We start from the raw sequence: 18,640 nt of genomic DNA on the forward strand, positions 1-18,640 counted from the left end.
GCTTCTTTAACTAACCTAACTGCCCGGCTTAAGGCACCTTTAACCGGTTTCCCCCGCCTCGCCGGCGCCGCCGGCGTCGTGTGTCTCCGGCGGCTGCTGCAGCACCTGATAGGCGGGGTCGACCATGGTGATCGGCCGGTTCCCGGTCTGCCGGGCCTTGCCGGTGATCCGCAGCACCTGGCCGGGCTGAATGTCGCCGCCGCCGTGGCCGGGGCGGAACGTGACGGCAAGGTCGCCGGTATCGTCTCCGATCACGATCCGCCGCAGCGTGTGCCGCCGCTCGCTGACGTCCTCGACCTCGCGCACCCGGCCTTCGATCGTGGCGCGTTGCCCCGGTACCAGCCCGGCGACCGTGATCACCGAGTCGGGCCGCTGCGGGTGTTCGTATGCCTCGACGTTTCGGTCCTCGCCCTGGGACACCCACGCTTCGATCTTGTCCAGCCGACGGGCGAGCCGCTGCTCGAAACGGTCGGGATAGGCCTCCTTGATCCGGGATTCCACGTCGTAGGGCACGATCGTCGCCGCCGCATCGGGGATGAGGCTCACCGCGCGGGCGATCTTGTCGGCGGTGCGGTCGTGCAGCAGCCGCCCGAGCAGCGGCGCATAGGTCCGGCGCGGCAGCAGCACCGTCACATTGGTGTCGGGATGCTCCTTGCTCGTTTTCGCCACCAGGATCTGCGCGGCGCGGTTGATCCGCCGGTCCGGGCAGTCCACGATGCGCAGCCGGGTATCGAGACCGAAGTCATCCCAGCGCTTGCGAAGGTGTGCGGCATGGGCCGCGTCGACCATGAAGTGCACCGCGATCAGCTCGTCGGCCCGTAATCCTTTGCCATATCGCAGTCCTTCGATCACGGCGAGGTCGACCGAGTTCACCAGGATGTACACCCGGTGCCGGGCGTACTTCACCATTTCCGGTCTATCGGTGCGGAACATCTCGAGAATGGCTGCCTCGGCGCGGTATTCGCGGTTGAGCCGGATCAGCATGAAGACCAGCAGCGGGAACACCACGACCACCAGCCAGGCGCCTTCGGTGAATTTGGCGACCGCGAAGATGCCGACCACGATCGTCGACAGAATGCCCGCCGAGAGGTTGATCGCCAGCCGGTGTCGCCAGCCGGGTTCCCGGTGGGTCAAGTGATGTTTGGTCATCCCGTAGCCGGCCATCGAGAAACCGGTGAACACGCCGATCGCATAGAACGGCACCAGAGCGTTGACCGAACCGCCGGTGGTCACCAGCAGCACCACCGAGAGCGCGGTGAGCGCGATGATGCCGTTGGAGAACACCAGGCGGTGCCCGCGCTTCATCAATTGCCTTGGCAGGAAACGGTCTTCGGCGACAAAACTGGCCAGCGCCGGGAAGCCGTTGAAGCTGGTGTTGGCGCCGGTGAACAGAATCGCCGCGGTAGACGCCTGCACCAGAATAAAGAAGACGTTCCCGATCATGCCGTTACCGAAGACCGCCCGCCCGATCTGGGACAGCACCGAGGGGTACTCGGTGAGATACGGCGTGGCGTGGGTGGCGTAGGCGAGATAGGCCACGCCGGCCAACAGGAACCCGAGAATGCACGCCATCGCGGTCAGCACCCGACGCGCGTTGCGGCCCTGCGGTTTCTGGAACAGGTCGACCGTGTTGGAGATCGCCTCCACGCCCGTCAGCGACGACCCGCCGTTGGCGAAGGCACGCAGCAGCACCAGGATCGTCGCGCCCATCACCAGCCCGTTGCCCTGGTGAACCGGGACCGTGCCGGGCAGTCGTCCGGGGTCGTAGACCGGCAATCCCCAGAACAGCTGGCGGACCACGCCGACCACGATGGTGCCGGCGACCATGACGATGAAGAAATAGGTTGCGGCGGCGAAAGGTGTTCCCGCTTCCCGCATTCCGCGCAGGTTCAGATAGCAGATGAGGATGACCACACCGATGGTGATCTCCAGGCTGTACGGTCCCAGGGCGGGAAGCGCCGAGACGACAGCGACCGTTCCGGCCGCCGATTGCACCGCCACGGTGACCACGTAGTCGATCAGCAGCGCCGCGGCCGCGATCTGCGCCACTCGCGGACCGAAGTTGTCCCGCGCCACGATGTAGGAGCCACCCGCCCGGGTGTAGGCCATCACCACCTGGCGGTAGGACGCCGCGACCAACATGAGGATCAGCAGGATGACGCCGGTGACCGGCAGCAGGAGCGCGAACGCGGCCAGTCCGGCGTTGGGCAGCAACTCGATCAGGATCTGTTCCGGGCCGTAGGCGGTCGAGGAGATCGCATCCGGCGACAGCGCACCCAGCGCCACTCCGTTCGATAACCGCTCACCGGCCAGCTGCTCGGTGATCAGCGGCTTGCCCAGAAACACTCGCTTGAGGACGTCGCCGACGGTCAGCGGGATACGCAACCTGCTCACCGACTTGCCCGCCGGACTAGCCAAGTCCACACCCCCTGCCTCGTTGCTCGCCGAGCAGACACAAAAGCGCCCAAAAACCGCCGATAAAAGGTGATTTTGTGTCTGCTCGCGCTAGAAAGGCTAGCCCAGGCGGGCGGCGGCGGCGTTGATTCGCTCGTCGGTGGCAGTCAGCGCGACGCGGACGTGCCGCGCGCCGGCGGGACCGTAGAAATCGCCGGGCGCCACCAGGATGCCGCGTTCGGCGAGCCACTCGACGGTGTCCCGGCAGTCCTGGCCACGGCTGGCCCACAGATACAAACCGGCCTCCGAGTGGTCGACGGAGAAACCCGCGGCCCGCAGCGCCGGCAGCAGTACGGCACGACGCCGTGCATACCGCTCGCGCTGCACCTTCTCGTGGTCGTCGTCGTCCAGGGCGGCCACCATCGCGGCCTGCACCGGCGTCGGCACGATCATCCCGGCATGCTTGCGCACCGCCAGCAGTTCGGCGACCACATCCCCGTCTCCGGTCACGAAGCCGGCCCGGTAACCGGCCAATGACGAACTCTTCGACAGCGAATGCACCGCGAGCAGCCCGGTATGGTCGCCGTCGCACACCGAGGGGTGCAGCACCGAGAGCGGTTCGGCCTCCCAGGCCAACCCCAGGTAGCACTCGTCCGAGGCCACCAGCACGCCGCGTTCCCGGGCCCACCCCACGACCTTGCGCAGGTGGTCGATTCCGAGCACCCGCCCCGTGGGATTGCTCGGCGAGTTCAGGTAGATCAGCGCCGGGGACTGCGGCCCGAGTTGGGTCAGCGAATCGGCCCGGATCACCTGCGCCCCGGCCAGTCGCGCACCCACGTCATAGGTGGGATACGCCAGTTCCGGCACGACGACCACGTCAGCGCCGCCCAGCCCCAGCAGGCTCGGCAACCAGGCGATCAGTTCCTTGGTACCGATGACGGGCAGCACCGCGGACTCCGGCACGCCGGTGATACCGAACCGGCGGGACAGTGCCGCCACGGCCGACTCCCGCAACTGCGCGGTACCGGCGGTGGCGGGATAGCCCGGCGCCGCGCTGGCCGCGGCCAACGCCTCACGGATCAGTGGCGCGACCGGGTCTACCGGGGTGCCGACCGACAGGTCAACGATGCCGTCCGGATGGGCCGCGGCAGTGGCCTTCGCCGCGGCCAGAGTGTCCCAGGGGAACTCCGGCAGCGACGCCGACACGTGCTGTCGCGCGCTCAGTCGTCCTCGCCCTGCGGCGGCAGGTCCTTGACCACTTGCGGGTCGTTCTCGGTCATGCCGACCTTCGCTGCGCCACCCGGCGAGCCCAACTCGGCAAAGAAGTCGGCGTTGATCTGGGTGTACTGGCTCCACTGGTCCGGCACGTCGTCTTCGTAATAGATCGCTTCGACAGGGCAGACCGGTTCACATGCTCCACAGTCGACGCATTCGTCGGGGTGGATGAACAGCATCCGGGCGCCCTCGTAGATACAGTCGACCGGGCACTCTTCGATGCACGCCTTGTCCTTGATATCGACGCAAGGCTGGGAAATCACGTACGTCACGGACGTCTCCTCAACGTGTCCTCCATGAACGGGCTGCGGGTCGCGTCACCCCAGGGGCTTCGAGGGTGAGCGTTCGGTTACTGATACTAAACGTCGCACATACAACTCCGGCAATTGGCACGCCCGTCGCCCCCACACCGCGGAGAACGACGTTGCGTCCCCGCGTCCGCCGCCCTTAAGGTTCGCGGGTGGCGCTGCCCCGCGCAATCCTGGTTTCGCTCAGCGAACACGCCGGTTCGGGCTCCGGACTGGCCAGTCTTCCCTACCGCTCGATCTCCACCGCCTCCGGTCCCACCATCGGGGTCGACGCAGCGCGGGCGGAGCGCGCCGGGCCATGACGCAGTACCCGCACTTGTCCGCCCCGTTGGATCTCGGCTTCACCACCCTGCGCAACCGGATCACGATGGGTTCGATGCACACCGGGCTGGAGGACCGGGCCGCCCACACCGACCGGCTCGCCGCGTACTTCGCCGAACGGGCCCGCGGCGGTGTCGGCCTCATCATCACGGGCGGCTACGCGCCCAACCGCACCGGATGGCTGCTGCCGTTTGCCGCGCAGCTGGTTTCCCCGGCCGAAGCGCGGCGCCATCGGCGTATCACCAGGGCAGTGCACGACGAGGGCGCCAAGATTCTGTTGCAGATCCTGCACGCCGGCCGCTACGCCTACCACCCGCTGTCGGTGAGCGCATCGTCAATCAAGGCGCCTATCAACCCCTTTCGCCCGCGGGCGCTGAGCGCACGCGGCGTCGAGTCGACCATCGCAGACTTCGTGCGGTGCGCCCGGCTGGCCCGCGAGGCCGGATACGACGGCGTCGAGATCATGGGCAGCGAGGGATATCTGATCAATCAGTTCCTGGCCCCGCGCACCAACAATCGGACCGATTCCTGGGGCGGTTCGCCGGCCAACCGGCGCCGGTTCGCGGTGGAGATCGTGCGCCGCACCCGCGCCGCAGTCGGGCCTGACTTCATCATCTGCTACCGGCTGTCGATGGCCGACTACGTCGACGATGGGCAGAGCTGGGACGAAATCGTGGCGCTGGCACAGGAAGTGGAGGCCGCCGGCGCCACCCTCATCAACTCCGGGTTCGGTTGGCATGAAGCGCGAATCCCGACGATCGTCACCTCGGTGCCCAACAGTGGCTTCGCCGACATCAGTAGCGCCCTGGCCGAACAGGTCGGAGTTCCGGTCATGGCCTCCAACCGCATCAACATGCCGCAGGCCGCCGAGCGGATCCTGGCCGAGACCCACGTGCAGTTGATCTCGATGGCACGGCCGTTGCTGAGCGACCCGGACTGGATGCTCAAGGCGCAGTCTGAGCGGGAGAACGAGATCAACACCTGCATCGCCTGCAACCAGGCCTGCCTGGACCACGCCTTCGCGAAGAAGGCGGTGTCGTGTCTGCTCAATCCGCGCGCGGGACACGAGACAAAGCTGGTGCTGTCGCCGACACGGCGCGCCCGCACGGTGGCTGTTGTGGGCGCCGGACCGGCCGGGCTCGCCGCCGCGGTCGGCGCCGCGCAACGAGGACACCAGGTCACCCTGTTCGACGCCAACGATTTCATCGGCGGCCAGTTCGACCTGGCCCGCCGTATCCCCGGCAAGGAAGAGTTCAGCGAGACCATCCGGTACTTCTCGACCATGCTCGGCAAACACCGGGTCGACGTCCGGCTCGGTACCCGGGTCACGGCCGCCGATCTCACCGGATGCGGACCCGGATACGACGTGATCGTGCTGGCCACCGGCGTCGCGCCGCGCCGGCCGAGCATCCCGGGCATCGACCACCCGAAGGTACTGACGTATGCCGAGGCGATCACCGGTATCCGGGCGGTCGGCCGATCGGTCGCGGTGATCGGCGCGGGGGGCATCGGGTTCGACGTCAGCGAGCTGTTGGTCACCGATCAGTCGCCGACGCTCAACCTCGAGGACTGGCGAGCCGAGTGGGGCGTGCTCGACCCGGGCGAAGCCCCCTCCGCGCGCGGGGGGATCACCACAGCCGTGCCGGCGCCCCCGGTTCGCGAGGTGTACCTGCTGCAGCGCACGGCCGGGCCGCAGGGCAGACGACTGGGCAAGACCAGTGGGTGGGTACACCGGGCGTCGCTCAAAGCAAAGGGCGTCCGCCAACTTTCCGGGGTGCGCTACGAGCGCATCAGCGACGACGGCCTGCACGTCAGCGTCGGCGCGAACCGGACCCGGTTGCTGCCGGTGGACAACGTGGTGCTGTGCGCGGGCCAGGAGTCGGTGCGCGACCTGGAAGGCGAATTGACCCGGGCCGGCGTGCCGGCGCACGTCATCGGCGGCGCCGCGGTGGCCGCAGAATTGGATGCCAAGCGCGCCATCCGGCAGGGCACCGAACTGGCGGCCCGGCTGTGACCGGTGCCCGGGGACCCGATTTCGCTCACCGCGAAACGGCGGTTTACACGGTTCTGACCTGGGAATAGTTACATCCGCACAAAGCCGTGCGATATCAATTTGCGTAGGAGCAAGTCCAGGGGGCCTGGTAGCCTTGACCGCAGACGGCAACCGCTGGGCAGATGTCGTCGCCGTTGAAGCTAGCGGTGCAAAAAGTTTGGGGAAGGTGTCCACACAATGAGGCTGTCGTTTATCGGAATGGGTGTCGCCGCTGGCGCCGCCGCCATGTCTTTGGGTTTGGGAGCCGGCGTCGCCTCGGCAGACCCGTTCGACGGAGTCGTCAACACCACCTGCACGTACCCGCAGGTGATCGCCGCGCTGAACGCAACCAACCCGGGTGCCGCGGCGCAGTTCAACTCGTCGCCGATCGCGCAGAGCTACCTGCAGCGGTTCCTGGCTTCGCCGCCGCCCGCTCGGGCGCAGATGGCAGCCCAGCTGCAGGCTATGCCTGGGGCTGCGCAGTATATCGGCGTTGTCGGTGAGGTCGCCGGAGTCTGCAACAACTACTGAGATCGACCCGCGAGCGTAACGCCGCGGCGCTACTCCTGCGGGAGTGGCGCCTGCGTTACGCTCGCGGTTTTTTTGGCGCCTGATCGGTAGCCGCTCAGCGAGCGGCGCGTCCGGCGCACAGTCTGCGGACCGACTCGACCGCAAGCTCCGCGACGGGTCCCGTGGGCCAACCTCAGAGCATCAACCGCCGGCGCGGCACGGTCGCTGCCGGAGTATTCGCTGACGCGCCGGCTAGGCGACCAACGTGGCGTACGTCGTCGTGCGCTGACGCGCCGGGCGGCCGATGCCCTCCGCGATCGCGGCCAGCTCGGCCGCCGATTTCGCCGATCCGTGTTCAGAGCCGGCCATCCGCGAAATGGTCTCCTCCATCAGCGTGCCGCCCAAGTCGTTGGCACCGCCGTTGAGCATGACCTGGGTGCGCTGCACGCCGAGCTTGACCCAGCTGGTCTGAATGTGCGAGATGCGCCCGTGCAGCATGATTCTGGCCAACGCGTGCACCGCGCGGTTGTCGCGGTGAGTCGGTCCCGGCCGCGCGGCCCCGGCCAGGTAGAGCGGCGAATTCTGGTGCACGAACGGCAGCGGCACGAACTCGGTGAAACCGCCCGTGCGGTCCTGAATGCCGCGTAGCACGTTGAGGTGCCCGACCCAGTGCTTCGGAGTGTCGACGTGGCCGTACATCATCGTCGACGACGACCGCAGACCCACTTCATGTGCGGTGGTCACGATCTCCACCCACAACGACGTCGGCAGCTTTCCCTTCGTGAGTACCCACCGCACCTCGTCGTCCAGGATCTCCGCGGCGGTGCCCGGAATGGTGTCCAAGCCCGCCTCGCGAAGTCCGGTCAGCCAATCGCGGATGCTCAGCCCGCTCTTGGTCACGCCGTTGGCGATCTCCATCGGGGAGAACGCGTGCACGTGCATCGAGGGCACCCGCGCCTTGACCGCCCGCACCAGATCCGCGTAACCGGTGACCGGCAACTCGGGGTCGATACCGCCCTGCATACAGATCTCGGTGGCCCCCGCGACATGGGCCTCCCAGGCCCGGTCGGCCACCTCCTGCGCCGACAGGGAATACGCGTCGGCGTCCCCCTTGCGCTGAGCGAACGCGCAGAATCGGCAGCCGGTGTAGCAGATGTTGGTGAAGTTGATGTTGCGGTTCACCACGTAGGTCACGTCGTCGCCGACCACCTCGCGGCGCAGCGAGTCAGCCAGTGCGGCAACGGCTTCCAGCGCGGGGCCGTCAGCGGTGGCCAGGGCGAGGTACTCGTCGTCGGTACAGCCGCCCGGGTCGCGCTCGGCCGATCGCAGCGCCGCCAGGACATCGGTGTCGATCCGTTCCGGTGCCCGGGAGGCCAGTTCGTGGACACGCGACCGGATGGACTCCCAGTCTCCGAAGGCACTGTCGAGGTCGCTGCGGGCCTCGGTGTTGCGGCCTTCGGTGTCGATAGCGGCGCCGAGGTCCACCCGGCCCGACGACGCGACCTCGTCGGGTTCCTGCCACGGCAGACCCTGAGGATTAACATCGCGGGCCAGCCCGGTAGCCGGATCGGCAAGTGCCACAACATGTCCGCGTACGCGCGGATCGATCCACGCCGCACCCGCCTGCACATACCTGGGCTGCGCGGTCAGTCGCTGCACCAGGTCGTACCCGGCCTGCTCGGTGACGGCGGCCAGGTCGTCCAGGGCCGGCCAGGGCCGTTCGGGGTTGACGTGATCGGGTGTCAGCGGCGAGACGCCACCCCAGTCGTCGACACCGGCCGCGACCAGTGCCAGACATTCGTCGCGGGACACCAGGTTCGGCGGCGCCTGGATGCGCATTGCGGGTCCCAGCACCAGCCGGGCCACCGCGACGGTCGCCAGGTAGTCCTCGATGCCGGCGTCGGGCACGTCCGCCATCGCGGTGTGTTCCTTGGCCCGGAAGTTCTGCACGATCACTTCCTGAATGTGGCCGAATTCCTTGTGCGACTTGCGAATCGCGTGCAGCGTATCGGCCCGCTCGGCCAGCGTCTCGCCGATTCCCACCAGCAGCCCCGTGGTAAACGGAATGGACAACCGGCCGGCGTCGGTCAACGCGCGCAACCGCACCGCCGGGTCTTTATCGGGACTGCCGTAATGGGCCAGACCCTTGGTCTCGAACAATCGCCGTGACGTCGTCTCCAGCATCATTCCCATCGACGGTGCCACCGGCTTGAGACGAGACATCTCCGACCAGGTCATGACGCCGGGGTTCAGGTGCGGCAGTAATCCGGTCTCTTCGAGCACCCTGATCGCCATCGCCCGCACGTAGGACAGGGTCGAGTCGTAGCCCCGCTCGTCGAGCCATTCGCGGGCCTGCGGCCAGCGGTCCTCGGGACGGTCACCGAGGGTGAACAACGCTTCCTTGCAGCCGAGCTCGGCACCGCGGCGGGCGACATCGAGAATCTCGTCCGGTTCCATATACATGCCGATGCCCTGGGCGCGCAGCTTGCCCGGGACGGTGACGAACGTGCAGTAGTGGCAGGTGTCCCGGCACAGGTGAGTCACCGGGAGGAATACCTTGCGCGAGTAGCTGATCGGCAACCGGCCGTTGGGCACGCGACGCCCCGCCGATTCCAGGCCGGCGTCCCGGACCCGCGCCGCACTGGCACACAGGTCGGTCAGGTCGTCGCCGCGTGCCGACATCGCGACGGCAGCCTCGTCGAGGTTCAGCACGACCCCGTCCCGGGCCCGGCGCAACACGCGGCGCAACGCCGAGCTACTGACTTTGGGTGGCACGACGGGACTGGGCAAAACCGTCGGCTCCGGTGGCCCCGGTGTTACTGGCACGTTGGTGTAACTTCCCCGCTCTCCGATTTCATCCGCACGTCCCACCCTGTGAGACCGTTCCATGCCGCGAGAATCCTCTGTATCCCCGGTCCCCCGCAACAGTAGCGGCAGGCGGCGGCCGGCACGCGACTGACTAACGGGGGCGGGGCCCCGGGGGCCATTTGACCAAGTAGCGCAACTACCGGCGGCGATCGGGATAAAATCGGTGCCTGTCCGCCCAGCCTGACCATGGCTGGGCATCGTCGACCCGGTATCGAATAGGAGGTGAGTGGGATGTCCTTCATGCACGCGGATCCGGAGGCGCTGAAGGCGGCCGCCTCCAGCATTGCCGGCATCGGCTCCGAGATCAGCTCGGCCAACGCGGCGGCGTCACTGCCCACCACCGGCGTGGTGGCCGCCGCCGCGGATCAGGTGTCCGCCCAGGTCGCGGCGCTCTTCTCGTCGCACGCACAGGGATACCAGCAGCTCAGCTCGCAGATTTCGGCGTTCCACGAGAAGTTCGTCCAGGCCCTGGGCACCAGCGCCGCGTCCTACGCCAACGCCGAGAGCAGCGCGGCACAGACCCTGGCCAATGCGGTCAATGCCCCGGCTCAGCAACTGCTGGGACACCCGTTGACCGGGCCGGCAGCGCCGAGTCTGGCCGCGGCGGCCGCCCGGGCGGCGACGCAGGTGCAGGGCGTGTTGCAGGGCGTCGGGGCCGGCAACCTGCTGGGCGCGCTGGGCCTGACCCCGACCGGCGGTATCGGCAGCGTGGCCGCCACCAGCGCGCTGCTGGGTCCGATGGCCGCGCAGGCGGCACCGGCGGCGGTGATACCCGTGTCGTGGGCTACGGCCATCGAGAACTTCTACAACTTCGTCGAGCCGTACGTGGCGTACGGCTTCAACCTGGCCTCCTACCTGGTCGGCTGGTTGCCGTACGTGGGGATTCTGGCGCCGCAGATCAATTTCTTCTACTACCTCTTCGAGCCGATGGTCCAGGCCGCCCTGTTCAACTCGCTGGATTGGCTGAGTGGAACGATCAGCTTCAGCCAGGGCCTGGCCAACTTCTGGTCGGTCACGTCGGCGTCGATCAACCAGTTCATCAATACCGAGATCTACTGGTTCCTCAGCTTCTTCCCGCCGCTGCCACCGTTCCCGCCGCTGCCGTAACTCCGGCTCACGGATGGGCCCGGCGGCGCCACAGCACCCACACCGGGGGCACCACGCCGAGCACGATCAGCACCAGGGCCGCGTAGGCCATCACACCCTGGCCCCCCAGGATGATGTCGCCGCCGGGACCACCCAGGCTCGCTACGGCCACGGTGAGCAGCCAGGTCCACAGCGGGAGCGCGGCCATTCTCGGTGAGGTGGTCCATCGGCTCGCGGCCCACACCAGGGCGGCGTTGACCAGTCCACTGATCAACGCGCTGATCGGGAAGGGAACTGAGCCGATATAGGAGGGCAGGAGCAACGCCCCGGCCAGCGCGGAGAGCACCCCATCGACGGCCAGCAGCGCCAGGACAACAAAACGTATCGCCGGATCTGTCGCGCCGGTCTCCTCACTCAAGACGGCGCGTGGCTGGGTGTCGGTCAGGTTGGGACGCTGTCGATCTGCGAGGCGATGGAACCGAGTACCCACTGCAGGCTGTCGAGTCGGTCCTGCCAGTGCTGCAAGTTAGGGTCCAGATCGGGGTCCATGCGCGTTCCTTCCTCTTCCTTTTCGAGGCGGCCTGAGCTAAAGCCTAGTTGTCAGACCCGGTGATGCCCAGACCGGCAAGCAAATCCGTTTCCCACCCGCGTTCGTCGCGCTCCCCCGCCGCACCCGCGACGAGAATGTAGTGCTCGTGCGAGAGGATAGGCAGGGCAAGGTTATTCGACAGTGCGCAGGCCCGCCCGGTTGCGCCGACAGTGAGCTGGGTGGCGTGCGCGGCGAGCGCGGCGACCTTGGCTGCGTGTGCGTCCGCACCGGCCTCCACCACGGCGTTGATGTCCTCGTCGGGGAAGGTGAAGGGAATGTCCTCGGGCGGCAGTGTCCACTCGGGTCGCAGGTCTTCGGGGACGAGTGCCCGCAGGCCGGCGGCAATCGCGTTACGGGCCAGGACCGTCCAGTAGAACTTCGGCACCGGCCACGGGTCGCCGGGGAAGTCCTCCGCGTGGCCGGCCGCGGCCACGGCCGAGGTGGTGATCGCGTGAGTGCGGATGTGGTCCGGATGGCCGTAGCCGCCGTTGGGGTCGTACGTCACCACCACGTGCGGGCGCAGCTCACGGATCAGCGCGACCAGGGCGCCGACGGCTTCCCGCTCGTCGGCGTCGACGAATCGGCGCGGGCTGCGCGGCTCGGTGCCGGCCATGCCGGAATCGCGCCACCGTCCCGCACCACCGAGATACACAGGGCCACGGACGCCCAGCGCGTGCAGCGCGCGGCTGAGTTCGCTGATGCGGTAGCCACCGAGTTGGTCGGCATGGTCGACGGCGAGTTGCGCCCACCGGTCCCCGACCACCTCACCCTCCTCACCCAGGGTGCAGGTCACTACGTGCACCTGCGCTCCGCGCGCGGTGTAATGCGCGATGGTGGCGCCGTTGGCCAGGCTTTCGTCGTCAGGATGTGCATGAACGAACAGCAGCCGCGGCGTCTCAGGCATGGACGAACCCTACCGCCGACTGGTCGTCAAGCCGAAAAACCGCCTTCGGCAGCCGATAGGAACGCTTACGGCTACTATCGACCAATGCCGCAGGGGACCAAGACCACACCCGGCGCCGGCCGCAGCCGGCGGCGCGGCGAAGTGCTCGAACGGGCGCTCTACTCGGCGACTTTGGCCGAGCTGGCCGCGGTCGGGTACGGCGGTCTGACCATGGAGGGCATTGCGGCACGCGCACACACGGGCAAAGCAGCCCTGTACCGGCGCTGGGCCAGCAAGCATGACCTCGTGCAGGCCGCCATGACACACAACGTGCCGCCACTACCGGAGCCACGCCCCAGCCGGTCGACCCGGGAGAACCTGCTGGCGGTTTTCACCGCCCATCGTGATGTGTTGGCGGGCAAGACGGATTTCCCCGGTCTCGAGATCATCAGTCAGCTGATTCACGAGCCCGAACTGCGCGCGATCTTTGTCGATGCGGTGGTGGTCCCGCGCGTGAAGATCGTCGAGTCGATTCTGCAGACCGCGGTTCACGACGGTGACATCGATGCGGCGACGATTACCCCGCTGACCGCGCGGATCGGGTCGGCCCTGATCAACCAGCACTTCATGCTGACCGGAACGCCGCCGACCCGCCGCGAACTGGCACTCATCGTCGATACCGTGATACCCCCGAAAGCCTCTGCAACGCGTGTGAATTGACATGCGCTGCCGAGTCAGGCGTCCTAGGTACCGGTGATCAGACCGGCCAGGTCCAGGCCGGCCGCCATGCTCTGATCGAAAGCACCCAGCAGGCCTCCGATCTGGCCACCGTTGAACGGCTGAGCCGCGGTACCGAGCAACAACCCCGAGTTGAAGTTCACCGGCACCTGCGCCCCGGAGAACAGGTTGAACGCCTGCTGACCGGCACCCAGCAACATGTTCCCGACATTGAAGCTGCGGTTGAGGAAGCCGTTCAACGCGCTGTCGGTGTGGAAAACCTGCTGCTCCCAGGCGACCTCGTTGGTCACCAGATTCTGGTTGAAGGTGGTCTCGCCGTTCACCAGATTGGTGTTGAAGTTGATCTGGGCCGTTTCGATCTGATGCAGGAAGCTGGCCGGCGAACCCAATAGCGACTGCGCGGGCGCGGGAAGCACGCTCAGCAGCGCCTGCCCGGGCGGACTTCCCACGAACAATCCGGCGAAGTTCGCACCGGCCGCCAGGGTTTGATCGAATGCGCCCAGCGGGCCACCGATGGCGCCACTGTTGAAAACCTGTGCGGCACTGCCGGTCAACAGGCTCGACGTGAAACTGGCCGGAACTTGAGCGCCCACAAGCGCATTGAATGCCTGCTCCCCGGTGCCCACTAACAGATTCCCGGCGTTGAAGCCACGATTGATCACGCCATTGAGCGCGGTGTCGCTGCCGAAAATGCTTCTTTCCAAGGCGAGTTCGTTGGCCACCAACGCGTTGTTGAACGACAGTTCGTTGGCCACCAGGTTCGAATTGAACGCTATCTGCGCCTGCTCCAGCTGCTGCATCGGAGACGTCGCCGCGGCAATCGCCTGCAGCGGTGACACATTGGCGGCTTCGGCGCCGGCGAAGGCAGCCCCTGCCGATCGCATGGTCTGTACGAACTGTTCGTGGAACCGCGCGGCCTGGGCGTTGAGAGTCTGGAAAGCCTGGCCATGTGCGCCGAAAAGTGCTGATATGGCTGCGGATATCTCGTCGGCGCCGGCCGGCAGCACCGATGTCGTCGCCGCGGCCGCGGACGATCCGGCCGCGCCGATCGACGAACCGATGCCGGCCAGATCGTTTGCCGCAGATGCCAGATACTCCGGCATGATGGTCAAAAAGGACATCGAACACCTCCCCGTTCCTGCGCGACGGCCTTCCCCGTTCGGCCGCCTGAATCGCCAGGATGTGCCGATCGTAAGCAGATCAGGATTCAGTGCTTAAGCGTTTACTATGAATAGAGCGGTTGCCGCGCCTAACAATTCGTGGCGCGGACATTTATTCGCATTACGCACCTTTCAACACCGATCGGCCCGCCACCACAGGTGACGGGCCGATCAGGGGATGTACTCAGCGCAGCTGCTATAGGTTCGTGTCGATATCTCCACCGATGGTGCCGCCGACCGTGCCGCCGATGGTACCGGTGCCGGTGAGGACGCCCGTCAGTGTGGCGTTGATGTTGGCGAGCAGGCTGGGCAGACCGCCGGTGAGCGTCACCTGGATCGGGGAGAAGAGACTGCTCAGCACCGCCGCGTCGAACAACCACTTCTGCTCGAACGCGCCGAGCAGGCCGCCTGCGGTGACGCCGCCGAAGACGTCGCCCGGAGCGGTGACCAGCAAGCTGCCTGTCAGGTCCACGGCCGGGGCGCCCAGCAGGGCATTGACGACTCCCTGCGGTGTACCGACCAGGAGCAGGTTCAGGCCGTTGAAAGCGTTGTTCACCGCCCCGTTGAGAGCACCGCCCGTCCCGAACACCATTGTCTGGAACAACTGCTCATTGGCCACCAGGTTGGCGTTGAACGCCAGCTGGCTGTCCACCAGTCCCTGCAGGCTGGCGGGGGTGAGGTTCAGCTGCGCCAGCAATGACGTGTCGAGCCCCGGCACACCGCCCACCGCCGTGTTCAGCGAAAGCAGCTGGTGGGCAACGCCGGTCAGACCACCACCGATCGGGAAGTCAGGCGCCTCCAGCGCGCCGTTGACGATCAAGCTACTGGTCAGGCCCGCCGCCGGCGCACCGATGACCGCATTGACCAGCTGCTCACCGGTGCCCACCAATAGGTTGCCCGCATTGACGGCATATCCCAGTGGCCCGGCCAGCGCCGGTGCCCCGAACAGCGCGACCTCGTTGGCGACAAGCGCTTCGTTGAAGGCGATTTCGTTGCTGACCAGCCCGCCCAGCATGCCGCTCTGCAGCTGCTCGAAGCCGGCCAGGCCCGTCGTCGGAAGCGCCGCCACAGCATTCACCAGGGCGGTGACGCCGGTGGTGTCGCCGTTGAAAGCTCCGCTCAGCGCGGCACTGACCTGCCCACCGAGCGCGGGCAGGCTGAGATTCAGGTTGGCCAGACCGGTACTGATGTTGCCGGCCAGCGTGGCGCCGGCTTGCGTCAAGGCGGCGAAGTTCGGCACCGCGAAGTTGAAGTCCGGCAACGCGAAGTTCGGCAACGCGAAGTTGAAGTTCGGCAGCGCGAAGTTGAAGTTCGGCAATGCGAAGTTGCCCGACAGCGCCCCGTTGAGCGCGGCGCTGAGCTGTGTGCCCAACCCGGAGAAGCCGCCGGTGATATCGGCAACCAGCGCAGGCAGATTCGCGGTGAAACCGCCGGTCAGAGCGGGCAGGGTGATGTCGAAGCTCGGCAGCCCGGTCAGCGCGGCACTGAGGTTGGCTGCCAACGTGCCGCCGGTCTGGGCCAGGCCGGCCAGGCCAGAACTCAGGCTGGTCGCCAGCATCCCGCCAGTCTGGGCGAGACTGGTGAGACCGGCATTCACGTTGGCCGCGAAGGCATTACCCAGAGTGCTGAAATCAGGCAACCCGCCACTGAGGCTGCCCGACAGGGCAGCGTTGAGCTGAGCGCCCAGGCCGGACAGCGCGCCGCTGAAAGCGCCGGAGAACAGTCCGGGCCCGACATTGGCGTCAAGGGCACTGTTGATGACCAGACTGGTATTGAAGTTGGCCGGAACCTGTGCTCCGAGAAGCAAATTGACGGCCTGCTGACCGCCACCCACGAACGAGTTCGCAAAGTTCAAGCCGGTGTCGACAGCATTGGACACCGCGTTCCCGCCGCCGAAGAGAGCCTGCCGCAGCGCCACCTCGGTACCCACCAGCGACTGATTGAAGGACACCTGGGCATTGACGATGTTGGCGGTGAAACCGGCCCAGGCCTGGCCCAGCCCCTCAAACGACACGCTCGGGGCGGCCAGCCCGTTGACCAATGCCTGCACCGTATTCGCTTCTGCCGCAGCATAAGCGCCGGCACCCGCGGTCACGGCTTGCACGAAACGTTCGTACGAGGCCGCGACCTGCGCGCTGACCTGTTGATACCCGGCTGCGTTCTCTGAGAACAGTGCGGCGATCTGCACCGACACCTCGTCGGCAGCCGCGGATAGCACGCCCGTTGTCGACGCAGCTGCTGTCGCATTGGCGGCGCCGAGCGCCGAACCGATACCGGACAGATCTGCGCCGAACGCCGACATTATTTGTGGCTCGACAAAAACGAATGACATGGACCGACCCCTCACCGCAAGATTGCTGGCTTACCCCGGCCCGATCAGGTGCCCTCTACCCCCGACCGAAGCGTATCGCGGGGGTTGACCGGAGCATGCGATTTTCAAACGTAGATTTTTGTAACAATTTGTTGCGCGCCCGATTGGCCGGTCTCCACTAAGGCGAGCACCATGCGAGCAGTTTCCAGATCGTGCCGAAATGATCTGTATGGCATGGATTTCGGGGTTATTGCCCGGTCTTCACCCACTGACCGGCATCACCGACGATGCCGACCGGCACCGCTCCGGTCAGGCTGACGTTCTGCACGCTGGGTCCCGCTCCCACGATCGTGGTGTCCTGCAGGATCGGCAGCACGGTCGACATATTCCACAGGCGCGGCTCCACCGCGGTGATCACGTCGTTGATGTTCTTCGACCCGTTGAGGGCGGCGTCGATGTTCGATTCGACGCTGCGGTCGCAGATCCCAGTGAGGTTCGACGGTGCTTTGACCAGTGCACCGGGTTCGGGCTGGCGACTGGGCGTCGTCGGCACAGACGTGGTGTCCGGTGCCGCCTGCGTCGTGGCGGCTGCGGATGTCGGGGACGTAGTAACGGTAGGGGCCGTCGGTGCCGGTACCTCGGTCGCCTGCAGTGCCGGGCATCCGAACCGAGAAGCCAAGGAGGTGGCCAGGTTTCCGCCGGCCTGATGCCAACCCACCAACGCGTCCACCTGGTGGTTGTTCAGCGCGTCGCGGTAGAGCGTCACCGGATCCAGCGCCAGCACACTCGCGGCGATACCGACGTTGCGAAGCTGGTCTGCGGCGGTATTGGCCACGGCCACCGACGTCGGGTCGTTGACCGCCACACCGATCACCAGCGATAACTGTTTGCCGTCCTTGCTGATTCGGCCCCGGATCACTTCCGGCGGTCCGGTGCTCACCGGCGCGGTCGTGGAATTGGGTGCCGGGGAAACCGATGTGCTGCTTTCGATCTGGAAGCCGGCGGCCTCAAGCAGGCCCATGGCGGCGGTGGTGCTCATGGCGGGCGGCGCGGTGGGCACATAGCCGGGGTCACTGGGCGAGCGGATCTGCGCCTGGGCCAGGGTGACGGTGTTGTCGCTACCGGCCCCTACCGCGGCGAGCAGGTCGACGTCGACCAACCCCAGGATCGCCTTGCGGACCTGCGAGTCGGCCAGTTTCGGCTCGTTCGCCCGCAGCGTCAACTGCATCACGCGGGGCGTCACGATGCGGGCGGTCCGCACATCGGGGATCGCCGACAGCTGAGCGAACGCGGCCGAACCCCCGTGCACCTGAGCCACCTGGGTGTCGCCGTTGCGCACCGAGTCGGCCAGCGCTGCTGGAGCGCCGGCCCGCCGGAACTGGATGAGCGCCGGCTTGGCGGGCGGCCCCCAGTAACGATCGTTGCGGGCGATCAGGATCTCGTCGCGCTGCGGATCGATGTTCTCCACCCGGAACTGCCCTCCGGTAACCGGCAGGGCACGCGCCAACCCCGAGGAGAACCCGCCCGGCACGTCCTTGACGATGTGTGCCGGCAACAGATTGTTGAACAGTTCCCGCCACGCCGGGTACGGCTGCGCGAACGTGACAACGGCTTGCTTGCCACCCTCGAGCGACTGGACATTGGTAATGAGGTCATAGCCGGCCGGGTCCACCACCCCGGGCTGACTGACCATCTGCCGCCACAGATACCAGAAGTCGTCCGCCGCGATCGGGGCGTTGTCGGTCCACTGCGCCTCGGGCCGGATCTTGTAGGTGACCGTGAACGGGTTCTCGCTCGTCACGTCCGCGGACACCAGCAAGGTGGGGTCCATCTCCCAGCGCGAACCCGTCGACGAATTGGGGTCGGGCACCGGACGGAACGCGCTGGGCAGCACCAGGGCGCTGATCGCCGCGTTCACCGGCGACAGGTCCGACAACAGGTGGGGGTTGAAACCGGCCCCGATCGAGTCGATACCCATGATGATCTGGCTGGGATGCTGCGGCGGCGGCGGCGTGTTGTGGGGCGTGTCCGTGCTCTGCGGCGCCGGCGGCGGGCTGACCGTGCACCCCGACAACACCAGCCCGATGGCCGCGACCAGCACGCCGATAGCCACCAGGACGTGGCGGGCTCGATGCAGCACGCCAATCAGGGTATCGACGCGCACG

General features: G+C 66.9%; 14 protein-coding genes. 5 read left to right on the forward strand and 9 right to left on the reverse strand.

Going from position 1 to position 18,640, the window contains the following annotated elements; all coding sequences use genetic code 11:
• Window positions 1–39 precede the first annotated feature (39 nt).
• The 3 genes from QXK92_RS22880 to fdxA form a co-directional block, all read right to left on the reverse strand.
• The gene (locus tag QXK92_RS22880) at window positions 40–2,418 is read right to left on the reverse strand and encodes an APC family permease (protein ID WP_306245486.1); all 2,379 of its coding nucleotides are present in this window, start codon (window positions 2,416–2,418) and stop codon (window positions 40–42) included.
• A 96-nt stretch (window positions 2,419–2,514) separates the two neighbouring features.
• The gene (gene dapC / locus QXK92_RS22885; protein ID WP_306245488.1) at window positions 2,515–3,600 is read right to left on the reverse strand and encodes a succinyldiaminopimelate transaminase; all 1,086 of its coding nucleotides are present in this window, start codon (window positions 3,598–3,600) and stop codon (window positions 2,515–2,517) included.
• A 14-nt stretch (window positions 3,601–3,614) separates the two neighbouring features.
• Window positions 3,615–3,941 (reverse strand): ferredoxin, encoded by a 327-nt coding sequence (gene fdxA, locus QXK92_RS22890; protein WP_306245490.1) that lies wholly within the window; start codon window positions 3,939–3,941, stop codon window positions 3,615–3,617.
• Window positions 3,942–4,129: 188 nt separating this feature from the next.
• Here fdxA and QXK92_RS22895 point away from each other — a divergent pair, with 188 nt between their 5' ends.
• The 3 genes from QXK92_RS22895 (at window position 4,130) to QXK92_RS22905 (ending at window position 6,861) form a co-directional block, all read left to right on the forward strand.
• Window positions 4,130–4,279: a hypothetical protein gene (locus QXK92_RS22895; RefSeq protein WP_306245491.1), complete on the forward strand. Its 150-nt coding sequence runs from the start codon at window positions 4,130–4,132 to the stop codon at window positions 4,277–4,279.
• Window positions 4,276–6,312 carry an NADPH-dependent 2,4-dienoyl-CoA reductase gene (locus QXK92_RS22900; RefSeq protein ID WP_306245493.1) on the forward strand — a complete coding sequence of 679 codons (2,037 nt, stop codon included), beginning with the start codon at window positions 4,276–4,278 and terminating at the stop codon, window positions 6,310–6,312. The genes QXK92_RS22895 and QXK92_RS22900 overlap by 4 nt, the downstream gene beginning before the upstream one ends.
• A gap of 216 nt (window positions 6,313–6,528) precedes the next feature.
• The gene (locus QXK92_RS22905) at window positions 6,529–6,861 is read left to right on the forward strand and encodes a hemophore-related protein (protein WP_306245495.1); all 333 of its coding nucleotides are present in this window, start codon (window positions 6,529–6,531) and stop codon (window positions 6,859–6,861) included.
• Window positions 6,862–7,092: 231 nt separating this feature from the next.
• On the opposite strand, the gene QXK92_RS22910 is transcribed toward QXK92_RS22905, so the two are convergent.
• Complete coding sequence (locus QXK92_RS22910; RefSeq protein ID WP_371934583.1) at window positions 7,093–9,729, reverse strand: bifunctional FO biosynthesis protein CofGH; 2,637 nt, start codon at window positions 9,727–9,729, stop codon at window positions 7,093–7,095.
• 210 nt (window positions 9,730–9,939) lie between these two features.
• On the opposite strand from QXK92_RS22910, the gene QXK92_RS22915 reads away from it, so the two are divergent.
• Window positions 9,940–10,815, forward strand: a complete 876-nt coding sequence (locus QXK92_RS22915; RefSeq protein WP_306245499.1) for a PE family protein — start codon at window positions 9,940–9,942, stop codon at window positions 10,813–10,815.
• 7 nt (window positions 10,816–10,822) lie between these two features.
• Here QXK92_RS22915 and QXK92_RS22920 read toward each other — a convergent pair whose 3' ends face one another.
• On the reverse strand, window positions 10,823–11,284 hold the full coding sequence (locus tag QXK92_RS22920) for a hypothetical protein (RefSeq protein WP_371934294.1): 462 nt from the start codon (window positions 11,282–11,284) through the stop codon (window positions 10,823–10,825).
• 103 nt (window positions 11,285–11,387) lie between these two features.
• On the reverse strand, window positions 11,388–12,287 hold the full coding sequence (gene mshB / locus QXK92_RS22925; RefSeq protein ID WP_306245501.1) for an N-acetyl-1-D-myo-inositol-2-amino-2-deoxy-alpha-D-glucopyranoside deacetylase: 900 nt from the start codon (window positions 12,285–12,287) through the stop codon (window positions 11,388–11,390).
• Window positions 12,288–12,371: 84 nt separating this feature from the next.
• Here mshB and QXK92_RS22930 point away from each other — a divergent pair, with 84 nt between their 5' ends.
• The gene (locus QXK92_RS22930) at window positions 12,372–12,986 is read left to right on the forward strand and encodes a TetR/AcrR family transcriptional regulator (RefSeq protein ID WP_306245502.1); all 615 of its coding nucleotides are present in this window, start codon (window positions 12,372–12,374) and stop codon (window positions 12,984–12,986) included.
• A 23-nt stretch (window positions 12,987–13,009) separates the two neighbouring features.
• Here the strand turns inward: QXK92_RS22930 and QXK92_RS22935 are convergent, their stop codons facing one another.
• The 3 genes from QXK92_RS22935 to QXK92_RS22945 form a co-directional block, all read right to left on the reverse strand.
• On the reverse strand, window positions 13,010–14,125 hold the full coding sequence (locus QXK92_RS22935; protein WP_306245504.1) for a PE family protein: 1,116 nt from the start codon (window positions 14,123–14,125) through the stop codon (window positions 13,010–13,012).
• Between the two features lie 235 nt (window positions 14,126–14,360).
• Window positions 14,361–16,496 (reverse strand): PE family protein, encoded by a 2,136-nt coding sequence (locus tag QXK92_RS22940; RefSeq protein ID WP_306245505.1) that lies wholly within the window; start codon window positions 16,494–16,496, stop codon window positions 14,361–14,363.
• 226 nt (window positions 16,497–16,722) lie between these two features.
• Window positions 16,723–18,621 carry an ABC transporter family substrate-binding protein gene (locus QXK92_RS22945; protein ID WP_306246429.1) on the reverse strand — a complete coding sequence of 633 codons (1,899 nt, stop codon included), beginning with the start codon at window positions 18,619–18,621 and terminating at the stop codon, window positions 16,723–16,725.
• Window positions 18,622–18,640: the final 19 nt, after the last annotated feature.

It is taken from the genome of Mycobacterium sp. TY815, from assembly GCF_030755135.1.
Classification (GTDB): domain Bacteria; phylum Actinomycetota; class Actinomycetes; order Mycobacteriales; family Mycobacteriaceae; genus Mycobacterium.

Excerpts from the sequence above, each read along its gene's own strand:
- mshB (WP_306245501.1), bottom strand. The coding sequence starts at position 12,287 with ATGCCTGAGACGCCGCGGCTGCTGTTCGTTCATGCACATCCTGACGAC.
- QXK92_RS22940 (WP_306245505.1), bottom strand. The coding sequence starts at position 16,496 with ATGTCATTCGTTTTTGTCGAGCCACAAATAATGTCGGCGTTCGGCGCA.
- QXK92_RS22930 (WP_306245502.1), top strand. The coding sequence starts at position 12,372 with ATGCCGCAGGGGACCAAGACCACACCCGGCGCCGGCCGCAGCCGGCGG.
- QXK92_RS22910 (WP_371934583.1), bottom strand. The coding sequence starts at position 9,729 with ATGGAACGGTCTCACAGGGTGGGACGTGCGGATGAAATCGGAGAGCGG.
- QXK92_RS22935 (WP_306245504.1), bottom strand. The coding sequence starts at position 14,125 with ATGTCCTTTTTGACCATCATGCCGGAGTATCTGGCATCTGCGGCAAAC.
- QXK92_RS22915 (WP_306245499.1), top strand. The coding sequence starts at position 9,940 with ATGTCCTTCATGCACGCGGATCCGGAGGCGCTGAAGGCGGCCGCCTCC.
- QXK92_RS22900 (WP_306245493.1), top strand. The coding sequence starts at position 4,276 with ATGACGCAGTACCCGCACTTGTCCGCCCCGTTGGATCTCGGCTTCACC.
- QXK92_RS22905 (WP_306245495.1), top strand. The coding sequence starts at position 6,529 with ATGAGGCTGTCGTTTATCGGAATGGGTGTCGCCGCTGGCGCCGCCGCC.